Consider the following 24,863-nt stretch of genomic DNA (forward strand, 5'->3'; position numbering starts at 1 on the left):
AACGCACCGCTTTCGCTGAATCCGGATTCAACCAGCACGGTCTGTCCGTAGTACATGATCGAATTGATCCCGGTAAGCTGCTGGGCCACGCCGAGCCCGATGCCGACAAGCAGGATGCGCAGGAGGTTGCGGTTGCTGAGGATGGCACGCCAGCCAACCTCGTTCGACTTCTCGGTCCGCGCAATGTATTCGACCTCGGCAAGTTCGGCCGCCGCCCGCTCCTGGGAGCGCACCGTCTTCAACACGGCAAGCGCCTCGTCCCGGCGCCCCTTCTCCACCAACCAGCGGGGTGATTCAGGCATTCGCAGCATTCCGAAGAAAAGGGCGACTGCCGGCACCGCACACACCGCGAACATGATCCGCCACACGCCCTCAATATGGCCGAACAGCCCGCCGATGATCGCATTGATGATGAAGGCGGCAAGCTGTCCGACAACGATCGCAAGTTCATTCCGGCCCGAGAGGGAACCCCGGATTTCGTAGGGCGCCAGCTCCGCCAGGAAAACGGGGACGACCGCGGAAGCGCCGCCCACGGCAAGGCCCAGCATGATGCGCCCGGCGACCAGCACTTCGAAGTTGGGGGTGAAGACAACAGCGAGCGTTCCTGCGAAAAACAGCACCGCGAGCAGGATGATCGTCTTGCGCCGGCCCCAGCCATCGGAAATCCGCCCGCAGGAAATCGCGCCGAGCGCGGCGGCGAAGACCAGCGAACTGGTGACGATGCCTTCAGTGATGGCGGTCAGGCCAAGCTCCGCAGTCATGGGGCGGAGGGCGCCGTTGATGACCCCGGTGTCGTATCCGAAGAGCAGGCCCCCGAACGTGGCAACGAGGGCCACCAGGCCAAGACGCTTCCGGTGCGGCCCTCCCGTCAGGGGCGGGAGCTTGGCGCCGTTCACAACATTGCGTGCAGTGGAATGGGAACTCATGAGACTCCTTTGTCGTCGCATCCTGCGATGTGGATCACAGCTAGCCTAACGCGCGAAAGAGACTTTGTCAGGTCATACTCTCAAGAAAGTTCATTCTGCCACTGCGCATGCCATCATTGATCCCATGCACAGCTCGGATCCGGCGGCTGCCAGGAAAGCGGTGACACAAAGCGACGTTGCCCGGGAACTAGGAGTTTCACGCACCCTGGTCTCCTTCGCCATGCGCGGTGCTCCCGGCGTCAGCGAAGACACGCGTCAACAGATCCTGCGGACCGCCGGCTTGCTCGGGTACCGCCGCAACGTCGAGGCCGCGGATCTCGCCCGCAAGCGGCCCACTGCCGTGGGCCTGCATCTCATGGATCTGCATAATGACGTCTACGCTGACATCTTCAGTGGCGTCCAGGAAGCACTCAGTGGAACCGGCTCCCGCTTGGTCATCGGCGTCAACGCCGCACCGTACCGGCCCGGCCCCGGCGTCCTGGACCCGTTACTCGAGAGCAAGGTGGGCGTCATCATCGCTGCGACCCTGCTGGATTCCGACGACCATATCCGGGAATTGAACCGCGCGGTTCCGCTGGTCAACGTCACCCGCTCAGTGCCCGGCGTCGACAGCATCCATTCCGACGACATCAGCGGAAGCCGCCTGGCAACGGAGCATCTTCTCGGGCTGGGCCACCGGAGAATTGCGCACCTGTGCGGGCCCTCCTTCGAGGGACACTTGGAGCGCCGCATCGGGTACAGGCGAACCATGCTGGCGCACGGCCGTGATCCCGTGTTCATCGAGGCCCCGGGTTTCGGCCGTTCCGATGCCGCGGCCGTTGCGGTCGAAGCACTTTCCGCGGCTCCGGGCGAACGGCCGACCGCCGTTTTTGCGCACAGCGACGAGCTGGCCCTTGGCGTCCGGGAAGCCGCCGCTTCCCTTGGCCTGTCGGTCCCGGGCGATCTTTCCCTCGTGGGCTATGACAACTCCCGTGTCGCAGCACTTCACGGAGTCGAGCTGACCAGCGTCGACCTGCACGCCCACGAACTTGGCCGCGCCGCGGGACAGGCAGCGCTGGAGCGCATCCGCTACCCCAAGTTAGCGGCCGTCGACCGCGTCCTGACCCCTACGCTCGTTATCCGCTCTTCAACTATGTCCCCGCGCTGAAGCCACCCGCCGCCGTCGTACGGTGATCGAGCCTGTCGAGACCGGGGTTTCGACAAGCTCAACCACCGGATGGACAAGCTCAACCACCGGATGGACAAGCTCGCATTAAACAGCAAACGCGGGGTCACTTCAGGCCCATTCCATGCTCTGGAATGGGCCGTAAGTGACCCCGCGTTGCTGGTTTGCCGGCTCTTAGAGGGCTGCGTAGACCTCACGGAGCAGCTTGGCGGTCTCGGACGGCGTCTTGCCGACCTTCACGCCCGCGGCTTCGAGGGCTTCCTTCTTGGCCTGGGCGGTACCGGCGGAGCCGGAGACGATGGCGCCTGCGTGGCCCATGGTCTTGCCTTCGGGAGCGGTGAAGCCTGCCACGTAGCCGACAACCGGCTTGGTGACGTTGGCCTTGATGAACTCGGCTGCGCGCTCTTCGGCGTCGCCGCCGATTTCGCCGATCATGACGATCGCCTTGGTCTCGGGGTCGGCCTCGAACGCGGCGAGGGCGTCGATGTGGGTGGTGCCGATGATCGGGTCACCGCCGATGCCGATGGCCGTGGAGAAGCCGAGGTCGCGCAGTTCGAACATCATCTGGTAGGTCAGGGTGCCGGACTTGGAGACCAGGCCGATGGGGCCCTTGCCCGTGATGTTCGCCGGAGTGATGCCGACGAGAGCTTCGCCCGGGGTGATGATGCCGGGGCAGTTCGGGCCGATGATGCGGGTGATCTGCTTGCCGTCGGCGTCCACCTTGGACTGGGCCAGGGCCCAGAATTCGGCGGAGTCCTGCACCGGAACGCCTTCGGTGATGACAACCACCAAGCCGATGCCGGCTTCGATGGCTTCAACGACGGCGGACTTGGTGAATGCCGGGGGAACGAAGACGATCGAGACGTCCGCGCCGGTCTCCGCCATGGCTTCCTTGACGGTGCCGTAAACGGTGATTTCCTTGTCGCCGTGCAGAACCGTTGTGCCTGCCTTGCGGGCGTTGACGCCGCCGACGATGTTGGTGCCGGCCTTGAGCATCAGGGCGGTGTGCTTGGTGCCTTCGCCGCCGGTGATGCCCTGGACGATGACCTTGGAATCCTTGTTCAGGTAGATAGACATTCTCGAGTCCCTTACTTCGCTGCGTTGGCGAGCTCGGCGGCCTTGTCGGCGCCCTCGTCCATGGTTGCTGCCAGGGTCACCAGCGGGTGGTTGGCCTCGGTCAGGATGCGGCGGCCTTCGTCCACGTTGTTGCCGTCGAGGCGGACAACCAGCGGCTTGTTGGCGGAAGAGCCGAGCTCGGCCAGTGCACCGACGATGCCCTTGGCCACGGCGTCACAGGCCGTGATGCCGCCGAAGACGTTCACGAAAACGCTCTTGACCTGCTCGTCACCAAGGATGACGTCCAGGCCGGCAGCCATGACCTCGGCGGACGCGCCGCCGCCGATGTCCAGGAAGTTGGCGGGCTTCACGTTGCCGTGGTTCTCGCCTGCGTAAGCGACGACGTCGAGGGTGGACATCACGAGACCGGCGCCATTGCCGATGATGCCCACTTCGCCGTCCAGCTTCACGTAGTTGAGGTCCTGCGCCTTGGCCTTGGCTTCCAGCGGGTCAGCTGCGTCCTTGTCTTCCAGCTCGGCGTGGTGCACGTGGCGGAAGTCGGCGTTCTCGTCGAGGGAGACCTTGCCGTCGAGGGCAACGATGTCACCGGCGCCGGTGCGGACCAGCGGGTTGACCTCCACCAGGGTGGCGTCTTCCTTCTTGAAGACGTCCCAGAGCTTCAGGATGACTTCGGAAACCTTCGGGGCGAGCTCTGCGGCGAAACCGGCGGCGGCCACGATTTCGTCAGCCTTGGCCTGGTCGATGCCGACTGCGGGGTCGATCGCGATCTTGGCCAGGGCCTCGGGGCGTTCAACGGCGAGCTGCTCGATTTCCATGCCACCTTCAACCGAGCACATGGCCAGGTAGTTGCGGTTGGCGCGGTCGAGCAGGATGGAGAAGTAGAACTCTTCGGCGATGTCTGCGCCCTGGGCGATCATCACCTTGTTGACGGTGTGGCCCTTGATGTCCATACCCAGGATGTTGGTGGAGTGCTCAAGTGCCTCGTCGGCGGTCTTGGCAACCTTCACGCCGCCGGCCTTGCCGCGGCCACCGACCTTAACCTGCGCCTTGACGACAGTGACTCCGCCGATCTTCTCGGCAGCTGCCTTTGCTTCTTCAGGGGTGTGCGCCACGATGCCGGCGAGCACGGGTACACCGTGCGCTTCGAACATATCGCGCGCCTGATATTCAAACAGGTCCACGGTTTAGTGTCCTTCTACGTCGAAGTAGTGTCGGTACAGCCGGCGTCCGCGGTGACCACGTAACCAGCTGCGGAAGAGAAGTGTGCAAGATTCCGCCAAAACTGCCGGTCACATTGCGCAAGTTCCTCTGGAACTCTAGCCGCCCGCGGAGGCAAGCCGGTTCTACAGTACCCGTTAAGTGAGTAACCACACACTTCTATGAATCGTAGAAAATCCGCGGAATCACGCGGATTTTTGGTAGTCCATTCCCGCTTGGCGCGCTACGCGGGAGGCATTTTGCCGCTGGTGACGGTGCCGCCGTCGGAGACCAGCATGTAACCGGCACGGTTCACGAAGAAGGCGACCCCCGCCGAGATGTTCCCGCAGGCCACGCCGCCGTTGTAGGTAGAGCAGCGGAGGCCGTTGCGCTCAATGTTCTGGCCTTCGGCAAGGACAGGCAGCTCGGCTATCGGACCCGTGCGGGTGCCCTTGGGGCCGAATTCGGCTTCCATTTCGGTGACGCCGGAGCGGCAGCTTCCGTACGTCACCGTGTCCGGGCGCAACAGGACGGTGCCGCCACGGTAGCCCAGGCGGGTTCCGCTGCAGGTGTCGGCAACATCCTTCGTTTGCGGCTCGGGGTAGACGGCCAATTCGCAGTGCACCACCGGAACGGTGGCGAGCTTGCCGTTGGCACTGTCGCCATAGTTGTTGGCCTCGTAGGGCAGGTTCAGGTGGTTGCCCCGAGCGGAGGTCATGGCGCAGACGATGTTGCGGTCCTCGGTCACGAACGCGATCACGTCTTCGCCGCTGCCCAGCTCGCTGGGCTGGGTGACGGGAACCTGCTTGATCTGCTCCAGCGGCGGCAGGGGTGGCGGCGGCACATAGTCCGGGTCTTTGGTGGCCACGGAGCACGCCGTAGCCAGCGTGAGCAGGCAGGCGGCCAGAATCCCCAACACAGTCTGTCGCATGGCACCCATTATGCCGTGGCGCTTAGCCCTCGAGTTTCGTGAGCGGCGCGTAACGCAGCAGCAGGCGCTTCTCGCCGACGTCGAACACCACCTTGGCGACCGTCTTGTCGCCGCTGCCTTCGACGCCGGTCACGGTGCCGTTGCCGAAGCTGGTGTGGTTGACTTTGTCCCCCACTGCCACCGAAATGACTTCCTTTTGCGGCTGCACCCGGTTGCGCGCGACGGCGGCCGGCACGTCGGCGTCGAACCCTGCGGTGGGGCTGGCGGCGGCACCGCGCGCGGTGCCCGCTCCCCAATAGGAACCGCCGTAGCGGTTGCCGCCCAGGGACGGGCCTCCCCAGCCGCCCAGTTGGCGGGAGCTGCCTTCGCGCTTCCATTCGACCAGTTCGGAGGGGATTTCCTCGATGAACTGGCTGGCCGGGTTGTACTGGCTTTGGCCCCACATGTTGCGGACCTCGGAGCGGGTCACGTATAGGCGCTTGCGCGCCCGGGTGAGGCCCACGTAGGCCAGGCGGCGTTCTTCGGCCAGTTCCTTGGGGTCGGTGGCGGAGCGCTGGTGCGGGAAGATGCCGTGCTCCATGCCGGTCAGGAACACCACGGGGAATTCCAGGCCCTTGGCGGTGTGCAGGGTCATGAGGGTGACCACGCCCAGGCGCTTGGCTTCGGCCACGGCGGCGTCGATATCCGCACCCGGGGCGTCCGGGATCTGGTCGGCGTCCGCCACCAGGGAGACCTGCTCCAGGAACTCGCCCAGCGAGCCTTCGGGGTTGTCGCGTTCGTATTCGCGGACCACGGCCACCAGTTCGGCCAGGTTTTCCACGCGGGATTCGTCCTGCGGATCGTTGCTGGCACGCAGCCCGGCCAGGTAACCGGTCTGTTCGAGCACGGCTTCCAGCGCGGCGGCGGGACCGGAGCCGGCGGCCACCACGGCGAGGTCGTCCAGCAGCTTCACGAAGCCCAGCACCGCGTTCACGGAGCGGGTGGCCATGCCGGGAGCCTCTGCGGCGCGGCGGGCTGCGGCCATGAAGGAGGTGCGGTCGCGCTCGGCGAGGGCCGCCACCGCGCCTTCCGCCCGGTCACCGATGCCGCGCTTGGGTTCATTCAGCACGCGGCGGAGGTTGACGTCGTCGTCCGGGTTCACCAGCACGCGCAGGTACGCGAGGGCGTCCTTGATTTCCTTGCGCTCGTAGAAGCGGGTGCCGCCCACCACCTTGTACGGCAGGCCGACGCGCACCAGCACGTCTTCGATGGAGCGGGACTGCGCGTTGGTGCGGTAGAAGATGGCGACGTCGCCCGGGCGCAGGCCTTCCTCGTCCTGCAGCCGGTCGATTTCCTTGGCGATGAACTGGGCTTCGTCGTGCTCGTTTTCGCCCACGTAGCCGATGATCTTTTCGCCGTCGCCTTCGGCGGTCCAGAGACGCTTTTCCTGGCGGTTCGGGTTGCGTGAAATCACCGAGTTGGCGGCCGAGAGGATGTTCTGGGTGGAGCGGTAGTTCTGCTCCAGCTTGATGGTGCGGGCGTTCGGGTAGTCCTGTTCGAACTCCACGATGTTGCGGATGTCCGCGCCGCGGAAGGCGTAGATGGACTGATCGGAATCGCCGACGACGGTCAGCTCGCTCGGTGGGACGTGTCCGGGACCCGTTTCGGCCGGGTTTGTGTGGGAGCCGGCATCAGTGCCGACAATCTCGCGGACCAGCGCGTACTGCGCGTGGTTGGTGTCCTGGTATTCGTCCACCAGCACGTGGCGGAAGCGGCGGCGGTAGGACTCGGCGAGCGCAGGGAAGGCCCGGAACATGTAGACGGTCTGCGCGATGAGGTCATCGAAGTCCATGGCGTTGGCCTGGCGCAGGCGCTGCGTATAGCCCTTGAAGACCTCGGCCACGGCCTGTTCGAACGGATCGTTGTAATTGGCGGCCGCGGCGTAGGCGTCGTCGTCGATCAGTTCGTTCTTCAGCGCCGAGATCTTGTGCTGGATGGCCTTGGGCGCGAAGCGCTTGGGGTCCAGGTCAAGGTTCTTGGCCACGAGCGTGATGAGCCGCAGGGAATCCGCGGAGTCATAGATGGAGAAGTTGGAGTTCAGGCCCACATTGGCGGCCTCGCGGCGCAGGATGCGCACGCAGGAGGAGTGGAACGTGGAGATCCACATGCTCTTGGCACGGCCGCCCACCAGGGCTTCGATGCGTTCCCGCATTTCGGCGGCGGCCTTGTTGGTGAAGGTGATGGCCAGGATTTCGCCGTGGTGCGCGCGGCCCGTGGCGATCAGGTAGGCGATCCGGTTGGACAGCACACGGGTCTTCCCGGAACCGGCGCCGGCCACGATCAACAGGGGGCTGCCGGCGTGCTTCACGGCCTCTTCCTGCTGCGGGTTCAGGCCAAGGAGCAGGGCCTCTGCACTGGGCATGGACTGGCCGCCGTGCTGCCCTTCACCCCACTGGGCAGGGCTGGCAGGAGCGGCACTGCCGCGCGCCGAATCGCCCGCTGTCGGACCTCCGAGCGCACCGGACGCGCCGGACTCCGGGCCAGGCATTCCGCCCCCGGCAAGGGAACGGGCAGGCTCGGTTGCGGTCTTGTAGGAGCTTCCTGCGTAGGGGTCGAACAACATATCCATGGTGACTACAAGTCTAGGCGGTGGGACTGACAGGAAAGTCCGGGCGCCGGTGCGCCCGCCGCTTTACCGGCGGGCGCACTAAGGCAGCGTTTACCGCGCCTATTTCACTGCGGTGGTGGGCGCCGAAGTCCGCGAGGCCCAGCTGTAGCCGGCCTTGCGTCCTGTAACGGTCACCGTAATGGTCTTGCCGATGTCTGCGGACGCAGGGACATACATGCCCGCAGTCGCCCCCGTAATGGCGAGACCGTTCGCCTTCCATTGGTAAGCGAAGGTGACCGGAGCCGGACCCCAGGCGCCGGGGTTCGCCGTCAAAGCCTGTCCGACGGCGGGCGTACCGGTGATCGTCGGAACTGCAGTGGTGAGCGTCCCTGCCAAAACCGCGGCAGTCGCGGCAGAGGTTTTCGAGACGCTGGTGTACCCCGGCTTGGAGCCGCTCACGGTGACGGTAATTGTCTTGCCACGGTCACTTGCCGCCGGTGTGTAGCTGGGGGCTGTCGCTCCTGTGACAGCTACCCCGTCAACCTTCCACTGATAGGCCAGGGCGACCGGGGACGGCCCCCATGTCCCGGAGCTCGCGGTCAAGGCTACGCCGACTTTCGCCGTGCCGGAGATCGTCGGGACCGGCGCCGTAAGGGTCCCTGCCACGACCGCGGTGGTTGCAGCAGAGGTCTTGGCGGCCGTTGTGTAGCCGTCCTTTGTACCTGTCACGGTCACTGTGATGGTCTTTCCCAGGGTTGTTGAGGCAAGTTTGTGCGTCGATGCCGTGGCTCCGGCAATGGAAACACCGTTCGCCTTCCACTGGTAGCTCAATGCAACCGGGGCCGGCTCCCAGGTGCCGGAATTCGCGGTCAGGGTGAGCCCGACCTTTGCAGTACCGCTGATGGTCGGAACCGGTGCAGTCAACTCACCGCCCGCGGCGACCACCGCAGCGGTGGCCGTTGAAGTCCGTGACGCCCAGTTGTAACCGGCCTTCTTCCCGGTCACGGTCACGGTAATCGTCTTGCCAACGTCCGCCGCCACCGGTTGGTAAATACTGGCCGTGGCCCCGGCGATGGCCGTACCGTTTGCCTTCCACTGGTAAGCGAACGTGACCGGCGCAGGCCCCCAGGCACCCGGGTTAGCCGTCAGCGTCTGCCCGACGGCGGCAGTGCCGCTGATCGTCGGAACTGCGGTGGTGAGCGTCCCCGCCAGAACCGCAGCAGTCGCCGCAGAGGTCTTCGCGGCAGTCGGATAACCCGCCTTGGTACCAGTCACGGTCACCGTGATCGTCTTACCCACGGTTGTCGAGCCAGGCGTGTACGTCGCCGCAGTAGCCCCTGCGATGGCAACCCCGTTGGCCTTCCACTGATACGCCAACGCCACCGGGGCCGGACCCCACGTCCCCGGATTCGCCGTCAACGTCACCCCAACCCTCGCCGTCCCGCTGATCGTCGGAACCGGAGCCGTCAACTCAGCGACGGCCGCGTAGGAAAGGTTCAAGGTGGTGGTGCTTCCGGATGTGCTTGTCACCAGGCTCGCGTTGGCCTCCGAAGTTACGTTCCCGGAGTAGAGGTCTCCAAGTGGGCTCTCGAACGGCAGCACCCTCACGATGTACTTACCTGTGGTGGTTCCGGAGATCGTGTACTTCCCCAGGCTGTCCGTGCCTGTTGATCGCGTCACGAGGGAACCATCGGGCGTGTAAGCCTGAACCATGACGTTGGGCAGCGGGTTGCCTGCTTTATCCAGGACCGTTCCGCTGATTTTCGCTCCGGTTCCCAAGGTCGCGCCGACATTCGACGTGGTCTGGCCCACCTGCACCGGGACGCCGGTGGCCTGCGCAGGCCCTGCGGATTCCGGCTTGTTCAGGTAGAACTGGGCTTCCTCCGTGGTGAACCCGCTGGAACGGTTGAAAGCCACCTTGTAGGTGCCCGAGGCGAGTCCCTTGATGCTGTAGCTGCCATCCACACCCGAATAGGTGTTGCGAACCAACCCGCCAGCGGCATCGAGCACGCTCACCGGGTAGAAGGACTTGGCTCCGGCAACCTTTCCTGAAATAGCCCCGCCGGTCTGGACAGAGAAATCGATCCCGGTACGGCCCGAACCTGCGGTCAGGCTCAGAGCGGATGCATCGGAAAATGATGTTCCACCGAACCATTGGTCCATGGCCCCGCTGGAGCCGCCGTCGAACCGGACTTTGTAGCTGCCGCTCGGGAGTCCGATCGCCTTGTAGCTGCCCTCAGGTGACACCGGAACAGAGAAAGCAGCCTGAGCGGGAGCATCGCTCCTGAATATCAGCACGCCGCTCTCTTGGAGGGCAATGCCGGCTGGAGCTGTAACTTTGCCGCTGAGCGTCGCACCCTTCACCAGGGTGGCGTTGATGCCGGTCAGGTCCTGACCCGTGGTGAGGCTTACCGGAGTCGCGGTCTCGAACGAGGTCTTGTTGTTGTACCACTGGTCAAGGGCACCGGACCAACGGCCGGAGAACTCGACCTTGTAGCTGCCTGCAGGGAGTCCTGAGATCTTGTAGCTTCCATCGGGACCCACCGACGCGCTGCCGGCCCACTCGTTGCTCGCCGTTTTCGCAATGACGGCGACTTCACTGAGCGTGACACCTACAGGCGCAATGACCGTTCCGCTGATGGTCGCACCTTTGATAAGGCTCGCGTTGATGCCGGTCAGGTCCTGGCCGACAGCCAGGGTAACAGCCGTGGCCGTCGCGAACGACGTCGCATTGTTGTACCACTGAGTAAGGACGCCTGTCTCCCATCCGTCGAACTCCAGCTTGTAACTTCCGGACTCGAGGCCTGCGACCTCGTAACTACCGTCGGCGGCAACTGTCGCGCTGGTCACCCAGTTGTTTCCGACTGCCGTGTACACAATTACCGACAATTGCGAGAGGTCAACCCCTGCCGGCGCGGTGATCGTGCCGCTGATGCTGGCGCCCTTCACCAAGGTGGCGTTGATGCCGGTGAGATTCTGCCCGTCCGCCACCTCAACCGCTGTGGCCGTTTCGAACGTGTCCGCGTTGTTGTACCACTGCTCAAGCGCGCCCGAACCGGAACCCGAGAACTTCAGCTTGTAACTACCGGCGGGAAGTCCGCTGATCTTGTAGCTGCCGTCGCTTGCAACGACAGCACTGCCGGCACTGCTCCATTCGTTGTCCGTGTACGCGCCTATCCAGAGCCGGCTCAGATCAACCCCAGCCGGAGCACTGACGCTGCCACTGATAGTGGCGCCTTTCACCAAGGTGGCGTTAATTCCCGCAACGGCCTGACCAGCCGCCACCGCTATCGGCGTCGCATTCTCCGGGCTCGAAGCGTTGTCGTACCACTGGTCAAGGGCGCTTGGGTTGTAGAACTGGACGACGAGGCTGCCTGCAGGTAGGAAATCGACGGCATAGCTGCCGTCGTTATTTACCTGCGCGTCACCAACCCATTCGGGAAATCCTTCAGGCCCTGTTGTCCAGACGGTCACCCAGGTTTCTTCTGCATTGACCCCCGCCGGAACCGTGACCGTGCCGCTGATACTTCCGGTTCCTTCAGCGCTTGCGGGTAATCCTCCCGCCAGGATCAGCAGGAAGCTGGCAACCAGGGCCAGGACAAATCTCGGGCACAGCTTTTGAGCAAGGTGTGGCATCATTTCTCCCCATTTGACGATGACGTCATCGAAATTGTCCAAGCCCTTGAGGAACCCGGAGCAAGCGAAAGAGTAGCATTCAGTTGACTTGACAAAGAAGGGGCGTCGTCTCATGGGGATCTTGCTACGCAATATGTCGGAATACGGTTTGTAAAAAGTGGGAAAGCGAAGAATTCCGAACGGTTTCCAGCAAATCACCACGCTGGCGCCGGTCGCTTGTATTGCGCTGGCGGCCATCTCACTCCTCGTATTCCAACCCGGCGGCCTCTACCGTTTTGTGTGGGCGAAAGTCATAGTCCTGGCCCTGATAATCATCCTTGGTCTGTTATCCCCCCGCGGCGGTTCAGTCCCCCGCGCGCTTTGGCTGGTCCTGTCTGTCATGGCTGCATGGCTCCTTCTCGCAAGCGCTCAGTCAGACAGCCCTGCCGCCAGCCTCATGGGGCGATGGCCCCGCTATGAAGGCTTGCCAGTCCTCGCGATCTACCTTGGCCTGTTCGCAGTCGGGGCAAGGGTCCTTGCGGGCCCGCACTCGGCATACCGCTGGTCGCTTCTTCGCGTCTGCCTCTCGCTGGTCTCATTCGTACTGCTCGCCATAAGCGTCCTTGAGGCAGCGGGCCTGCGCCCTTTGGGCGGTTCCCTTGATTCACGGCCGGGAGCCACACTCGGCAATGCCACTGATCAGGGCTTGATAGCCGTACTGTCGTTCGGTTTGCTGCTCGCCCCCGCCGGATCGACGTCGATGGCTGCGAAATGGACCGTGCGGGCCGGTCGCATCGCGTCGATCCTTGTCGGGTTGCTTTCGGGATCCCGGGCCGCGCTGCTGGGCTTGGTGCTGCTACTCGTCACCGCGTTTCTCTGGCAGCTACGCGAGTCCAAAGGGCGGTCCTGGTCTATCGCCGGGATGGGTTTCTTTGCACTTACTGCGATTGCCGGCGCGGCCTTTCTCCTACCCGGGATCGGCGAACGTCTTCTGAGCGGAGAAACGGTTACAGGACGATGGCTCCTCTGGAAGCAAACGAGCCAGCTGATAGGAGACCATTTCTGGCTTGGCGTCGGCGCAAACGGATTCGTCGACACGTTTCCGAGCTACCTAAGCGCAGAATGGTCCCGGACCGTCGGAAATGATTTTCCCGTTGACTCTCCACATATGTGGGTTCTTCAGGCCGCGGCTGCAGGTGGTATCCCACTTCTCGTGCTGGCTCTTCTTGTGTGCACATTCAGCCTTGCCTTGTGCCTAAGGAACATTCGGTCAGTTGAAAATTCCGAGCGGCGCCGCGGATTGTATTTTTCCCTGTTCGCTGCAGTGGCTTGCGGCGCCGGAATGCTGACCCATTTCACCTCACCGGGAACAACCGGGCTGTTGGCCTTCATTTGCGGTGGCATCCTTGGCACGGCGGGCGCAGCGTCCGCAAAACTCCCGGCACAGGAAACCACCCCAGGAAGATGGTCGGACGGCCTCCGCTTTGCAGGAATGCCGGTGTTCGTCCTCATCCTGGCCATCGCGATTCCGGCGGCTGTAGCGGAATGGCCGATGAAGGCCGGCGTCCAGCAGGCAGCCGCCGGAAGCATGGACGCAGCCAACGAGTCCTTCGAAGCGGCGTACTCATCACGCAATTGGGACTCCGACACTGCCCTGTTGGCGGCACAAGCCTTTGCCGGGCCCGCCGCTGACGGCGATCAGGCAGCGGCGTCCTTCGCCATCAAGTGGGCAGACCAAGCACTACAAGGAACCCCGCACTCTTTTGAAGCGGGACTCGTACTGGCAATCGGCCAACTGAACTCGGGTGAACTGGACACGGCAAGGGAGCGCCTGGACGAACTCATTCGCCGGGCGCCGTTCCACGAGGCTCCGTACATACAGCGCGGAATCGCCAACTTCGGACTCGGAAACGTCGACGCGAGCATTGCCGATCTCCACAAGGCTGCAGAACTGTCGCCACGTTCGGACACCCCGTGGACCATCCTTGCCCGGATCTACGAAAGGATCGGCAACGACGCAGCGGCAGCGTCAGCGTTATCCCGTGCGGTTGCGCTGGCGCGCTAAGAAAGCGAGAAGCCCCGCCGCGGCAACTCCCGCCAACGCGCCCGCGGTGTTCGCGATGACATCCGAAAGCGCCGTGACCCGCCCGGGAATCACCAGCTGTACAAGCTCAATGAGCACGGACGCAGCCGTCCCTGTGAGGGTGATGCGCCAGGCCACCGCCGCCGGCCGCAGCAAGCGCAGGCACAAGCCGAACGGAACAAACAACACGATGTTCGCCAGGAACTCCACAACTGTCACCGCAGGATCGAACGGCATCCCGAGGTACGTCAGCCACCCCGCGATCACCCCCACAAAACCCGTGACCGCCCCGGCTTCGCGCGCAGGCAGGAAGACCACAAAGCCCAAAGCCACCAGGTAGGCGGCAAACGCGGTCTGCAGCCAGCGCCGCGCGGCTCCCGTAAACGAGGCACCCAAAGGAGCCACAGCTAAGCGAACTGCGGCACGGATTGAAGGGCCTCGCCCAAGGCGCGGACCGCCGTCGGGCCTCCCGCGATGAACCAGTCCAGTCCGTTCACGCGGACGACGGCGGTGTCCCCACCGGCTGCGCGGACAATCGCCTTGCCGGGCAGCCAGTCCCATTCGGGGCAGCTGTGCTGGAACCAGCAGCCGAGTTCGCCGTCGGCCACTCGGCCGAGGTCGCAGGAGCCGGAGCCGAACATCCGCAGGGACGCGGCGGAGATGGCGGCGGCGTGCCAGGGCATGGCGGCGCGGGGGTCGGCCAGCCACGTGGGGTGGATGTAGGTGGCGGCGCAGAGTTCCCCGAGCGGTGTTGCGGACGGCCCGGCGATGGTTTCGCCGTTGAGGGTGGCGGGGCGGCTTTCGCCACCGATCCAGAGCTTGTCGGCCTCCGGCTGGTAGACGGCGCCGAGGATCACCTCGGCGTCGGGGTCCGGCGTCCCGTCCGGGGAATCGCGCCTGAGGGCGACGGCGGAGCACCAGTACGAGGAGCCATGCAGGAAGTTGTAGGTCCCGTCAACGGGGTCGATCACCCAGGTGCGGCCGCTCGTGCCGGCCACCGAGCTGCCTTCCTCGCCCAGGATGCCGTCCTCAGGGCGGCAGCGGCGCAGCTGCTCCAGGACATAGGCTTCGGCGGCGCGGTCCGCGGCGGTCACGACGTCGGACACGGAGGTTTTCCGGTCCGCCTGCAGGCCGCCCATCCGCACCAGGAGTGCGAGCTGCCCGGCCTCACGGACGAGCGCCGCGGCGAGGTCGTGGTCGTCAAGCGAAGGGTCAAGTTCAACAGCGGAGTGCCTGCCAGTGGTCATTGATCCAGCATAGGTGGCGGGATAATGGGTGGATGGCCAAGACCCCCGCCCAACGGATCAAGAAGCACGGCGCCAAGGCCGTGGTCCCTTCCACCCAGGCACCTCCTGTCATCAACCCCACCACCAAGCGCACTCCGGCCCAGGCCGAGGGCAACGGCAAGCTGGTGGTGATTGCCGGCGTCGTGGCCAGCCTGTTCCTGTTCTGGTACCTGCACCTGCTGACCCTGAACCAGATGACGCAGCTTTCGGACGGCTTGGCGATGCCGGATTCGCTGATCGGCGGTTTCTCCACGGAGTACGTCCAGCAGCTGCACGGGGCCATGGACGACGACGCCCGCGGGCAGCTCAGCTACATCCACAAGACCGCGGGCACCCTGTTCCCGCTGATTTTCGGTTTCAGCTGGCTGCTGCTGGTGGGCACCAATGTGGCCCGCAAGTCACTCCGCTGGGCCCTGTGGGCCGCTCCCCTGGCCTTCGCGGTGGTCCGTTTGTGGGGCAACGTCGCCATTGATTCGGTGCTGGCCCAGGCAACGCCCGACGCCGGCCAGGTCGCCTTGGCGTCCACGCTCACCGTGCTGGGCTGGGTGCTTTTCCTGCTGAGCCTCGCCGGCGGCGTGCTCGCCGTGTTCCTGGGACGGCGCAAGTCGGTGGAAGCACGCGCGTCCAAGGCCTGATGGGCACGTCTGCCCATGGCCATCTCCGGCCCCTGACCGTAGCGTAACCCCCAACGAACAGTGCCGCGGACGTCGCGGCACCTGGGGCGAACGGGGACGCCATGACCACCCTTGAAGGGCACAAGACCGTCACACTGAGCGCCATGGCCTGGGCTTTGGCCGTGGACAAAGCGGCCCACGCAGCACCGGATACATCCGGTGCTTACCTGGAGTCCGCCGGAGCAGCAACCATCGCCGCCCTGCCACAGGAGCTTCGCGAGCCGCTGGAGCGCGAGCTGTTTGCCGCCGGAATCACCGGCGGAAACGGTGCCCTCAGCGCCGACTGGCTCGCGGTCATCAGCCAGGCAGGCGCGGCGCCCATCACCGGAACTGTTGTCTCGCGGCATGCGGACACGTCCACGCACTGCGAACTGAACCTCTTCCACGGCCTCGGCCTGGCGGTGGAGTTCTCCCGCACGGTCCGCCGGGAGCCCGGCGGCGGCACCGCCGTCGAGCGCGTCCACAACAGCGTGTCGGTCACCCTGTTCCCGGAAGAAAACGTCTGGGCCGTCGTGGCAGCGTCACTTCCGGACCTCCGGGAGCTGACTGCGGACGGGAGCGGCGCCGCCGGGCTGCCGCCTGCCGACAGCAAGCGCCGGGTGCCGGCCGCCGCTCTCGAAGAGCTCGACGCCGGGGCCGAGGCCACCGTGCACTTCGCCCTCACCGCCGGGCGCGGCCCGGAAGACGCCAGGCAGTACCAGGCAGCGCACATCTGGATCCTCAACGATGGCCTCCACGAAGTGAAGACCGTTCCGGGCGGCGCACCGGATGATCCGCCCGGCGAAGCCGTGCTCATCCGGCGGGAACCCGGCGCCATCGCGCTCCAGCTGGTCTGGGACGTGCTGGGCGCCCACGAATTCCTGTCCGCTGCCACCGGAAGCGAGGCAGCGTAATGGGCATCTTCGGGATGGACATCGAACAGGGCAAGGCCCTGGGCAAGCAGATGGAACAGGCTGCCGAACGCTTCACCCAGCTGGGCCGGAACCTCACCCCGGTCATCACGGGCAGCCCGTGGGACGGTCCTGACGGCAGGCGCTTCAAGAACGACTGGGAAGGCCACCGGCACCAACTGCTCAGCACCTCCGAGGCTCTGCGCGCTGCCGCGAAGAAGGTCCAGGAACACGTCCGCGAACAGGAAAAGGCCAGCGGCTTCAAGGGTGCCCAGGGCGGACCCGGATTGTTCGAAAGCTTCGGCAGGCTGCTGTCTTCGGGTGCGTCCCGGGTGGAGTCCGCGGTGGATGGCCTGGTGGACGGGATCAAGGGCGGCATCGATTTCCTGAAGGACGGCGCCGAAGACGTCGCGGGCGGCGTGCGGGAAGGCGCCGAAGACGTGGCGGACGGCCTCAAGGACGGCGCCGGAAAGCTCCTGGGCGGGCTGAAGGACGGCGTCGACTTCTTGAAGGACGGTGCGGAAGACATTGCGGAGGGCGTGCAGGACGGCGCCGAAGACGCGCTCGACTGGGCGATGAACAGCCCCTACTCACCGATCAACAACCTCCTCGACGCCGAAGGCGACGCGCTGGACGCCATCGGCAACATCGGCCGCCTGGGCTGGGACGCGCTGCGCACCGGCGAGCCGCCGTCGATCACCGAACTCGTGGCCGGCGGCGGGCAGCTCCTGGCTGCCGGGGCGAACCTGACGGCGGTCATTGGCAGCGGTGGCTTCTTCCACCCGCACCTGCTCGATGACGGCTCCCCCGAGGCCAGCGAACCCTACGAGGTGGGCGTCGGTGACGCTCCCACGGTCGACGGGCACAAGAACACCCCGGTTCCGGACAGCCTTTCCAGCATCCTGGGCGGCGTCACCGCAGCGTACGACGACGGCGGCAAGGACAACACCCCGGACGCCGCCGTCCGCATCACCACCGTGGACAAGGGGGACGGCAACGGTCCGGCCTACATCGTCAGCATTCCCGGCACCTCCGAATGGAATGTGCAATCGGGCTCGAATCCCCTGGACACCGTAGGCAACCTGTCCGCGGCGTCCGGTGACTCGTCCACCGCCAGCCAGGCCGTCCAGCTTGCCCTGGAGGAGGCCGGAGTCCCGAGCGATGCTCCCGTGATGCTGGTGGGCCATTCGCAGGGCGGAATCATCGCGGCCGGGCTCGCAGCCGATGAGGATTTCCGCAACGACTACAACGTCACGAACGTCCTGACCTACGGGGCTCCGATCGATTCGACCCATATCCCGGACAACATCAACACCGTGGCCATCCAGCACCCGTACGACGTTGTCCCGCGCCTGGACCTCGGCAACGCCAAGCCGAGCCCCTTCGCCGGGATCCCGGCCATCCCGTGGTCCACCAGCCACGACGGTACCGTGGTCACCCTGCCCACCCCGGACGGCGTGGACGCCTGGGACGCCGCCGGCAACCACGATTACAACAACTACGCCGACTCGGTGGCCGCCAACGAAGGCTCCGGTGCCCTGGCCGATTACCGGAACGATCCGTCCACGCAGCGGTTCATCACGGACGATCCCAGCCATGTAACGTCGACGACGTCGAACATCAGCCGGAAGGAATAGCGGCTTTGCGGAAACTCAAGGTGGTCCTGCTTATGGGAATCCTCTCGGCGCTCCTGGGCGCCTGCATGGGAAACAAGGGAACCTCGGACGCCGACTACGCCGGCAAGTACAAGGCCGCGGTGGCCTCCCTCGCGCACGTCGATAGCGTCGAGAGCAGCTACAAGACCGACGCCGGGATGGGCCGCACCGCCAGCCTCTACATCCGGGCGGACACCTCGGACAAAGCTGAGATGATGGGGCTCCTCGAGGAAGCCTTCCCCGCGGTGGTCAAGGCGGCGGAGGGCGATCCCAACGTCAGCCTGGACATCCAGGTCACCGCCGCGGATGGTGCTACCGCCGTCTCGCCGACACATCTGGGCTACTCCGGCACGGGGACCCTGAACAGCTACCGGGACTTCCTGAAGAAGAAGGGCTAGGACCCGGGCTGCAGGGAGCGGAGGGCGCGGAGCCGCCTCCGCTCCCGCTGCACCCGGTACGCGAGCAGGAGTCCCACGAAGGACAGCCCCAGGATGATCGGATACGCCATCATCCGTTCGACCGCGCCGGGCTCCTCCACGCGCAGGCCCGAGGCCAGCACGAACACCGTGGCGCCGAGGGACACCAGGCCGAAGAGCAGCACGAGCCAGGACATCGAGGTGCGGCGCAGCCACACGAGGCCCAGCAGCAGCAAGGCCAGCGGCGCCGCGATGAAGTAGAACCCGGCCCCCGTCAGGTGCCAGGCCAAGAACGTGTCTTCCGGGACCAGGCCCACCACGGCCTGGCCCACCCCGCCCAGCAGGACCAGGGCCCGGAACGCTCCCGCGGCCAGCCACGGAATCCTGCCGGGCCCGCGACGGACCACCCGCTCCCCCGGCTGCGCGGCCACGCTCAGAAGGGGCGAACTCAACAGGACCGCGCCCAGCACCATGGCCACGCCCTGCAGCACGAAGGACGCGTTCATGAGCCAATTCAGCGGGGAGCAGACTTCATAGCCGTTGAACGGTCCGCAGTGGGCCGCGCCGAGGTCGCTGATCACGTGGCTGCGCCGGTCGTACGCAGGATCGCCCTGCCACGCAGTCATCGCCGCGGCCTCCACCACGAAGTAGTGGATCAGGCTCAAGGAGGCCCAGGCACCCACCAGTTCGCGCCGCCCGGCGAGGTCCGGCAAGAGTCCACGGTCCCGCGTGCGCGGGGCACCCGCCGTCGTCATAGCGCCAATTATGGACCCGCGACGGCGGCGCCGCACCGGGGCCGGATGCCCGACGGCGGCCTGCCGCCCTCAGCCGGCGGCGCGGTTCGGGCGTGCGGCGCGGGCCTGCGCCTTCAGGACCTTGCGGACGCGGCGGACACGGCGTCCGATCACCAGGCCCGCGGCGGAAAAGCCGATCGTTACGGGGTAGGCCATGAGGCGTTCCAGGGTCCCTGGTTCAGGGATGTCCATGCGGGTCACCGCGCCCACGATCAAGGCCACCAGTGTGACGCCTCCGCAGGCCAGCAGGAACCAGCTGGCCCGTGTATGTGGAATCCACAGGAAGCCAAGCAGGAGCAGCGCGAACGCGCCGCCGGTGAAGAACATCAGCGCCCCCACGAAGTGCCAGGGCGAATCGAAGTCCTCCGGGACCAGGCCGACGATGATGGTTCCGGCGCCTGCCACCCCGGTAAACACCCTGGCGGCCACGGCGCCGCTCCATCCGCGCCGGAAAGCCAGGCCTTCCCCCGGTTGTGCGCCCGGTCTGGCGGCGATGCTCAGTAGCGAAGAACCCAACAGGATGGCGCCGAGGAGCAGGCCCAGGCCCTGGACCACGAAGGACAGGTTCATGAGCAGGTGCAGGGGCGAACAGACGTTGCGGCCGTCGTAGATTCCGCAGCTGACGGCGCCCAGGTCGCTGATGAAGCCGGTGCGGCGGTCGTACGGTTCGGGGCCGGCCCAGGCGGCAATCACGGCGGTTTCGGCGGCGAAGTACTGCACCACGCTGAGCTCGGCCCAGGCGCCCACCAGCGCCCTCGGGTTGCCAAGGTCCGGCAGGAAGCTCCCCGGTACGGCCCGGGCGGGCATCTGCTTTCTCATCAGGGCCCAGCCTAGTATGGGCTCACTCGCGCAAGCAGCGCGGTGGTTCGGAGGGCCCGCACCCAGCTTGTATGCTTGTATGCGTGTCCGGCGCCTTGCGGTAACCGGGCACATGCCCTCGTAGCTCAGTGGATAGAGCACGGCTCTCCTAAAGCCGGTGTCGTTGGTTCGATTCCAATCGAGGGCACTTGACTGACATGCAGCCCGTCCCGGATCTCCGCGCCTGGCTTGCCGGCCGCTGGACCGTGGAACGCACCTTGTGGGACCGCGGCAGCGGCACCCGCGGAACCTTCACCGGCGTCGCGCACTACTCTGAAACGCCCGACGGCGGCCTCCACTACCGCGAAGACGGAACCCTTGAGTGGGGCAGCCACAGCGGCCCGGCCTCCCGCGAGTACCTTCTGAAGCCGGCGGACTCCCCGGATGCGATGGACATGTTCTTCCCCGACGGCCGGCCCTTCCACCGCATGAGCTTCGCGCCGGACGCCGCGCAGGACCGCCATTGGTGCGATCCCGACGACTACGCCGTGAACTACCGCCGGCTCGGCCCCGATTCCTTCGCGTACAGCTGGGATGTGCACGGCCCGGCGAAGGACCTTTTGCTCGAATCCACCCTGAGGAGGCACCCGTGAAGGATCTGATCGTGGTCAGCGCGGTTTGTGTGTATGACGAAGCCGGCCGGCTGCTGACGGTCCGCAAGCGCGGCACGGACAAGTTCATGCACCCCGGCGGCAAGCCGGAACCCGGCGAAACCGCTGCCCAGGCGGCGTCGCGGGAACTCGCCGAGGAAGTCGGCATCAACGTTGCCCCCGAGGACCTCGAGCTGATGGGCGTCTACCTGGCCACCGCCGCGAACGAGGCCGCCACGGACATCGAGGCCACCGTTTTCACCGCCCCGGGACACTGGGAGGCGCACCCTTCGGCAGAAATCGCCGAGATCCGCTGGCTGGACCTCGGCGCCGAACTGCCGGAGGACCTTGCCCCGCTGCTCACCGAGCATGTCCTCCCGGCCCTCGCCCGGCAGTAGCGTTTACGCCTCCGGCATGGCCTCCTGCGCCACGGCCGTCGCCTCCGCGAACTGCGTGTTGTAGAGCTCCGCGTAACGTCCGCCCGCGGCGAGGAGTTCACCGTGCGTGCCGCGCTCCACGATCCGCCCGTCCTCCACCACCAGGATGGCGTCCGCCGCGCGGATCGTGGACAAACGGTGGGCAATCACGACGGCGGTGCGCCCCTGGAGTGCCTCGCCGAGGGCCGCCTGCACGGCGGCTTCGCTCGTGGAGTCCAGTGCCGCCGTCGCCTCATCGAGGATGACCACGCGCGGCTGGGCGATCAGCAAACGGGCAATGGTGAGCCGCTGCCGTTCGCCGCCGGAGAGCCGGTAGCCGCGCTCCCCCACCACGGTCTCCAGTCCGTCGGGCAAGGACCGGACCATGTCTTCCAGCCGGGCACGCCGCAGCACATCCCACATCTCTTCCTCGGTGGCGTCGGGCCGGGCCAGGCGCAGGTTGGAGGCGATGCTTTCGTGGAACAGGTGCCCGTCCTGGGTGACCATGCCCAGGGTGTCGCGGAGCGAATCGAAGGTGACGTCGCGGACGTCCAGGCCGGTTCCGGGCCCGTGTCCGCCCAGGCGCACGGCTCCGGAGTCGACGTCGTACAGGCGGGAGAGCAGCTGGGCCACGGTGGACTTGCCGGCGCCGGAGGAGCCCACCAGGGCTACGGTCTGGCCGGCCTCCACGCGGAAGCTGATCCCGTGCAGCACCTCTTCGCCGCCGCGGGTGTCCAGCACCGCCACTTCCTCGAGGGAGGCCAGGGACACCTTGTCCGCGGAGGGATATCCGAAGCGGACGTCGTCGAACTCCACGGCAACCGGCCCCTCGGGAACGGCCACGGCTCCGGGCTTCTCCTTGATGAGCGGCTCGAGGTCCAGGATTTCGAAGACACGCTCGAAGCTCACCAGGGCACTCATGATCTCCACCCGGGCGTTGGACAGCGCGGTAAGCGGGGCGTACAGGCGGGTCAGCAGCAGGGCCAGCACCACGACGTCGCCGGCTGCCAACTGCCCTTCCAGCGCCAGCCAGCCGCCCAGGCCGTAGACCAGGGCGAGCGCGAGGGCCGAAACCAGGGTGAGCGCCGTGATGAAGGTGAACTGCAGCATGGCCGTCCGGACGCCGATGTCCCGGACCCGGCCGGCCCGCAGCGCGAACTCGGCGGACTCGTCGTCCGGCCGGCCGAAGAGCTTCACCAGGGTGGCGCCGGGCGCGGAGAAGCGCTCAGTCATCTGGGTGCCCATGGCGGCGTTGTGGGACGCGGCTTCACGGCGAAGGTCGGCCAGTTTGGAACCCATGCGCCGGGCCGGGATCAGGAACACCGGCAGCAGCACCATGGCCAGCACGGTCACCAGCCAGGAGGTGTTGAGCATGACCGCGAGGGTCAGTGCGAGCGCCACCACGTTGCTGACCACGCCGGAAAGGGTGCCGGCGAACGCGGACTGCGCGCCGATGACGTCGTTGTTGAGCCGGCTGACCAGGGCGCCGGTGCGGGTGCGGGTGAAGAAGGCGATCGGCATGCGCTGCACGTGGTCGAACACGCGGGTGCGCAGGTCAACGATCACCCCTTCGCCGATCGTGGAGGACAGCCAGCGGGTCAGCAGCCCCAGCCCGGCCTCGGCCACGGCCACGATCGCGATCAGCACGGCCAGCCACACCACTGCGCCGGCGTCGGAGCCCGCGATGATCGCGTCCACCACGCGCCCGGCGAGCACCGGGGTGGCCACAGCCAGGATGGCGCCGCCGATCGAGGCGAGCACGAAGGCGATCAGCCGGGCCCTGTGCGGCTTGGCGAACGCCAGGACGCGCTTGAGGGTTTCCTTGGAGAACGGCTGCGAACCGCTCTTGGCCCGGGTGATGTTGTAGAGCGACGTCCACGCCACGCGGTCCATGCTCATTGTGTGGGTCCTCCTGTTGCATGCTGGAGTTCGGTGACCTGGCCGTCCTCGACGTGCCAGCGCAGGTCCAGGCGCACGTTGTCGAGCAGCCGGCGGTCGTGCGTGACCAGCAGCAGCGCGCCATCGTAGCTTTCCAGGGCCTGTTCAAGTTGTTCGATGGCGGGCAGGTCCAGGTGGTTGGTGGGCTCGTCCAGGACCAGGACGTTCACGCCGCGGGCCTGCAGCAGCGCGAGCGCGGCGCGGGTCCGCTCCCCCGGGGACAGCGAGTCGACGGTCCGCGAGGTGTGGTCGGCTTTCAGCCCGAACTTCGCCAGCAGGGTCCGCACCTCTGCGGTCGGCCAGTCGGCCAGGACATTTTCGACGGCGGCCGCCAGGGTGAGGTGCCCCGCCAGGAGGCCGCGGGCCTGGTCGATTTCGCCGATGGCGAGTGACGCTCCCAAGGAGGCCTCGCCGTCGTCGGGGGCTGTAATGCCGAGCAGCAGGCCCAGGAGCGTCGACTTTCCGGCCCCGTTGGGGCCCGTGATGCCGATCCGCTCGCCGGCGTTCAGCTGCAGGTTCACCGGTCCCAGCGTGAAGTCTCCCTGGCGTACGACGGCGTCCCGCAGCGTTGCGACCACCGCGCTGGAACGCGGGGCGGCACCGATGCTGAACTGCAGCTGCCATTCCTTCCGCGGCTCTTCGACTTCCTCGAGGCGCGCGATCCGGGATTCCATCTGGCGGACCTTCTGGGCCTGCTTCTCCGAGGATTCCGTGTTGGCGGCGCGGCGGATCTTGTCGTTGTCCGGGTTCTTCTTCATGGCGTTGCGGACGCCCTGGGAGCTCCATTCGCGCTGCGTGCGGGCGCGGGACACGAGATCAGCTTTGGTAGCCGCGTATTCCTCGTAGCGTTCGCGGGCGTGCCGCTTGGCCACGGCGCGTTCTTCGAGGAAAGAGTCGTAGCCGCCGTCGTACACGGCCACCGAGTTCTGGGCCAGGTCCAGTTCCACGATCCGGGTGACGCAGCGGGCCAGGAATTCGCGGTCGTGGGACACCAGCACCACGCCGCCGCGCAGGCCCTGGACGAACTTCTCCAGCCGGGCCAGGCCGTCCAGGTCGAGGTCGTTGGTGGGTTCGTCCAGGAGGACGACGTCGAAGCGGCTGAGCAGCAGGGCCGCGAGCGCCACCCGCGCGGCCTGCCCGCCGGACAGCCCGGTCATCAGGGCGTCGTCGCCGGTCTCCAGGCCGAGTTCACTCAGCACGGCCGGAATGCGTTCTTCGAGGTCCGCGGCGCCGGAGGCCATCCAGCGGTCGAAGGCAAGGGAGTACGCGTCATCGCTGCCGGGGGCGCCGCTGCCCAGGGCTTCGGCGGCGGCTTCCATTTCCGCGGTCGCAGCGGCGCAACCGGTACGACGGGCGATGTAGGCGGCCACCGTTTCACCCGGCGTCCGTTCATGCTCCTGCGGCAGCCAGCCCACGAAGGCATCGGCCGGTGCCAGGCTGACGGTGCCTTCCTGCGGGCGGTCCGCCCCGGCCAGGATGCGCAGCAGGGTGGACTTGCCGGCGCCGTTGGCGCCCACCACGCCCACGACGTCGCCGGGCGCCACCGTCAGGGAGAGCTTGGAGAAGAGGGTTCGGTGACCGTGGCCGCCGGAGAGGTCCTTGGCGACGAGTGTTGCAGTCATTGTCCAATCCTCTCACCGGAAGCGGGCCTGCGTTTCCGGGCAGTCCGTTTCCGGGCATGGAAAAACCCGCTGGTCCGGACTTGGGGGGTGTTCGGACCAGCGGGTTCGAAACACGAGCATAATTCAAGATGATCCGCAAGTAA

Annotated in this window: 20 protein-coding genes and 1 tRNA gene; 9 read left to right on the forward strand and 12 right to left on the reverse strand. The window is 66.2% G+C overall.

Translation table 11 applies throughout. From position 1 onward, the window contains the following. Nucleotides 1–926: MFS transporter (locus BIU82_RS04380; protein WP_139146508.1), on the reverse strand; the 926-nt coding region annotated here is incomplete at its 3' end. Between the two features lie 124 nt (nt 927–1,050). Here BIU82_RS04380 and BIU82_RS04385 point away from each other — a divergent pair. Next, on the forward strand, nt 1,051–2,073 hold the full coding sequence (locus BIU82_RS04385; protein ID WP_070348259.1) for a LacI family DNA-binding transcriptional regulator: 1,023 nt from the start codon (nt 1,051–1,053) through the stop codon (nt 2,071–2,073). Between the two features lie 192 nt (nt 2,074–2,265). Here the strand turns inward: BIU82_RS04385 and sucD are convergent, their stop codons facing one another. The 5 genes from sucD to BIU82_RS04410 all read right to left on the reverse strand — a co-directional run bounded on the left by sucD (nt 2,266) and on the right by BIU82_RS04410 (nt 11,756). Then, nucleotides 2,266–3,168 carry a succinate--CoA ligase subunit alpha gene (gene sucD, locus BIU82_RS04390; protein ID WP_070348260.1) on the reverse strand — a complete coding sequence of 301 codons (903 nt, stop codon included), beginning with the start codon at nt 3,166–3,168 and terminating at the stop codon, nt 2,266–2,268. An 11-nt stretch (nt 3,169–3,179) separates the two neighbouring features. Beyond that, complete coding sequence (gene sucC, locus BIU82_RS04395; RefSeq protein ID WP_070348261.1) at nt 3,180–4,349, reverse strand: ADP-forming succinate--CoA ligase subunit beta; 1,170 nt, start codon at nt 4,347–4,349, stop codon at nt 3,180–3,182. Nucleotides 4,350–4,609: 260 nt separating this feature from the next. Beyond that, nucleotides 4,610–5,305: a hypothetical protein gene (locus tag BIU82_RS04400; RefSeq protein ID WP_070348262.1), complete on the reverse strand. Its 696-nt coding sequence runs from the start codon at nt 5,303–5,305 to the stop codon at nt 4,610–4,612. Nucleotides 5,306–5,318: 13 nt separating this feature from the next. Continuing rightward, entirely contained in the window at nt 5,319–7,904 is a 2,586-nt protein-coding gene (gene pcrA, locus BIU82_RS04405) for a DNA helicase PcrA (RefSeq protein ID WP_070348263.1), read from the reverse strand. Between the two features lie 99 nt (nt 7,905–8,003). Further along, nucleotides 8,004–11,756, reverse strand: coding sequence for a carboxypeptidase regulatory-like domain-containing protein (locus BIU82_RS04410; protein WP_083292193.1), 3,753 nt, complete (start codon nt 11,754–11,756; stop codon nt 8,004–8,006). 448 nt (nt 11,757–12,204) lie between these two features. Between BIU82_RS04410 and BIU82_RS04415 the strand changes: the two genes are divergently transcribed. Further along, nucleotides 12,205–13,563: an O-antigen ligase family protein gene (locus BIU82_RS04415; protein WP_253182680.1), complete on the forward strand. Its 1,359-nt coding sequence runs from the start codon at nt 12,205–12,207 to the stop codon at nt 13,561–13,563. Here BIU82_RS04415 and BIU82_RS04420 read toward each other — a convergent pair. Beyond that, the gene (locus BIU82_RS04420) at nt 13,534–13,986 is read right to left on the reverse strand and encodes a VanZ family protein (RefSeq protein ID WP_253182681.1); all 453 of its coding nucleotides are present in this window, start codon (nt 13,984–13,986) and stop codon (nt 13,534–13,536) included. The two genes, BIU82_RS04415 and BIU82_RS04420, sit on opposite strands and share 30 nt — an antisense overlap. 2 nt (nt 13,987–13,988) lie before the next feature. Further along, nucleotides 13,989–14,828, reverse strand: a complete 840-nt coding sequence (locus tag BIU82_RS04425; protein WP_070348266.1) for an inositol monophosphatase family protein — start codon at nt 14,826–14,828, stop codon at nt 13,989–13,991. 32 nt (nt 14,829–14,860) lie between these two features. Here BIU82_RS04425 and BIU82_RS04430 point away from each other — a divergent pair, with 32 nt between their 5' ends. The 4 genes from BIU82_RS04430 (at nt 14,861) to BIU82_RS04445 (ending at nt 18,484) form a co-directional block, all read left to right on the forward strand. Continuing rightward, nucleotides 14,861–15,502: a hypothetical protein gene (locus BIU82_RS04430; protein WP_070348267.1), complete on the forward strand. Its 642-nt coding sequence runs from the start codon at nt 14,861–14,863 to the stop codon at nt 15,500–15,502. A 101-nt stretch (nt 15,503–15,603) separates the two neighbouring features. Beyond that, a complete protein-coding gene (locus BIU82_RS04435) occupies nt 15,604–16,434 on the forward strand; it encodes a hypothetical protein (protein ID WP_070348268.1) in 831 nt (276 codons plus the stop codon). Next, entirely contained in the window at nt 16,434–18,068 is a 1,635-nt protein-coding gene (locus BIU82_RS04440; protein ID WP_070348269.1) for a hypothetical protein, read from the forward strand. Before BIU82_RS04435 ends, BIU82_RS04440 begins: the two co-directional genes overlap by 1 nt. Nucleotides 18,069–18,073: 5 nt before the next feature. Next, nucleotides 18,074–18,484, forward strand: a complete 411-nt coding sequence (locus BIU82_RS04445) for a hypothetical protein (RefSeq protein WP_070348270.1) — start codon at nt 18,074–18,076, stop codon at nt 18,482–18,484. On the opposite strand, the gene BIU82_RS04450 is transcribed toward BIU82_RS04445, so the two are convergent. Further along, a complete protein-coding gene (locus tag BIU82_RS04450) occupies nt 18,481–19,257 on the reverse strand; it encodes a DUF998 domain-containing protein (protein WP_070348271.1) in 777 nt (258 codons plus the stop codon). The genes BIU82_RS04445 and BIU82_RS04450 overlap by 4 nt on opposite strands. A gap of 69 nt (nt 19,258–19,326) precedes the next feature. After that, nucleotides 19,327–20,115 (reverse strand): DUF998 domain-containing protein, encoded by a 789-nt coding sequence (locus tag BIU82_RS04455; RefSeq protein WP_070348272.1) that lies wholly within the window; start codon nt 20,113–20,115, stop codon nt 19,327–19,329. Nucleotides 20,116–20,229: 114 nt separating this feature from the next. Between BIU82_RS04455 and BIU82_RS04460 the strand changes: the two genes are divergently transcribed. The 3 genes from BIU82_RS04460 (at nt 20,230) to BIU82_RS04470 (ending at nt 21,142) form a co-directional block, all read left to right on the forward strand. After that, nucleotides 20,230–20,302, forward strand: a tRNA-Arg gene (locus BIU82_RS04460). A gap of 1 nt (nt 20,303) precedes the next feature. Next, on the forward strand, nt 20,304–20,747 hold the full coding sequence (locus BIU82_RS04465) for a DUF6314 family protein (RefSeq protein WP_139146509.1): 444 nt from the start codon (nt 20,304–20,306) through the stop codon (nt 20,745–20,747). Then, nucleotides 20,744–21,142 carry an NUDIX domain-containing protein gene (locus BIU82_RS04470; RefSeq protein ID WP_070348274.1) on the forward strand — a complete coding sequence of 133 codons (399 nt, stop codon included), beginning with the start codon at nt 20,744–20,746 and terminating at the stop codon, nt 21,140–21,142. The genes BIU82_RS04465 and BIU82_RS04470 overlap by 4 nt, the downstream gene beginning before the upstream one ends. Nucleotides 21,143–21,145: 3 nt before the next feature. Here BIU82_RS04470 and BIU82_RS04475 read toward each other — a convergent pair whose 3' ends face one another. Both BIU82_RS04475 and BIU82_RS04480 read right to left on the reverse strand, forming a co-directional pair. Further along, complete coding sequence (locus BIU82_RS04475) at nt 21,146–23,059, reverse strand: ABC transporter ATP-binding protein (protein WP_070348275.1); 1,914 nt, start codon at nt 23,057–23,059, stop codon at nt 21,146–21,148. Continuing rightward, a complete protein-coding gene (locus tag BIU82_RS04480; RefSeq protein WP_070348276.1) occupies nt 23,056–24,720 on the reverse strand; it encodes an ABC-F family ATP-binding cassette domain-containing protein in 1,665 nt (554 codons plus the stop codon). Before BIU82_RS04480 ends, BIU82_RS04475 begins: the two co-directional genes overlap by 4 nt. Nucleotides 24,721–24,863 lie beyond the last annotated feature (143 nt).

Source organism: Arthrobacter sp. SW1, assembly GCF_001766675.1.
Lineage (GTDB): Bacteria > Actinomycetota > Actinomycetes > Actinomycetales > Micrococcaceae > Arthrobacter.

Excerpts from the sequence above, each read along its gene's own strand:
- BIU82_RS04385 (WP_070348259.1), top strand. The coding sequence starts at position 1,051 with ATGCACAGCTCGGATCCGGCGGCTGCCAGGAAAGCGGTGACACAAAGC.
- sucD (WP_070348260.1), bottom strand. The coding sequence starts at position 3,168 with ATGTCTATCTACCTGAACAAGGATTCCAAGGTCATCGTCCAGGGCATC.
- BIU82_RS04400 (WP_070348262.1), bottom strand. The coding sequence starts at position 5,305 with ATGGGTGCCATGCGACAGACTGTGTTGGGGATTCTGGCCGCCTGCCTG.
- pcrA (WP_070348263.1), bottom strand. The coding sequence starts at position 7,904 with ATGGATATGTTGTTCGACCCCTACGCAGGAAGCTCCTACAAGACCGCA.
- BIU82_RS04410 (WP_083292193.1), bottom strand. The coding sequence starts at position 11,756 with ATGGCCGCCAGCGCAATACAAGCGACCGGCGCCAGCGTGGTGATTTGC.
- BIU82_RS04425 (WP_070348266.1), bottom strand. The coding sequence starts at position 14,828 with ATGACCACTGGCAGGCACTCCGCTGTTGAACTTGACCCTTCGCTTGAC.
- BIU82_RS04430 (WP_070348267.1), top strand. The coding sequence starts at position 14,861 with ATGGCCAAGACCCCCGCCCAACGGATCAAGAAGCACGGCGCCAAGGCC.
- BIU82_RS04435 (WP_070348268.1), top strand. The coding sequence starts at position 15,604 with ATGACCACCCTTGAAGGGCACAAGACCGTCACACTGAGCGCCATGGCC.
- BIU82_RS04440 (WP_070348269.1), top strand. The coding sequence starts at position 16,434 with ATGGGCATCTTCGGGATGGACATCGAACAGGGCAAGGCCCTGGGCAAG.
- BIU82_RS04450 (WP_070348271.1), bottom strand. The coding sequence starts at position 19,257 with ATGACGACGGCGGGTGCCCCGCGCACGCGGGACCGTGGACTCTTGCCG.
- BIU82_RS04455 (WP_070348272.1), bottom strand. The coding sequence starts at position 20,115 with ATGAGAAAGCAGATGCCCGCCCGGGCCGTACCGGGGAGCTTCCTGCCG.
- BIU82_RS04475 (WP_070348275.1), bottom strand. The coding sequence starts at position 23,059 with ATGAGCATGGACCGCGTGGCGTGGACGTCGCTCTACAACATCACCCGG.
- BIU82_RS04480 (WP_070348276.1), bottom strand. The coding sequence starts at position 24,720 with ATGACTGCAACACTCGTCGCCAAGGACCTCTCCGGCGGCCACGGTCAC.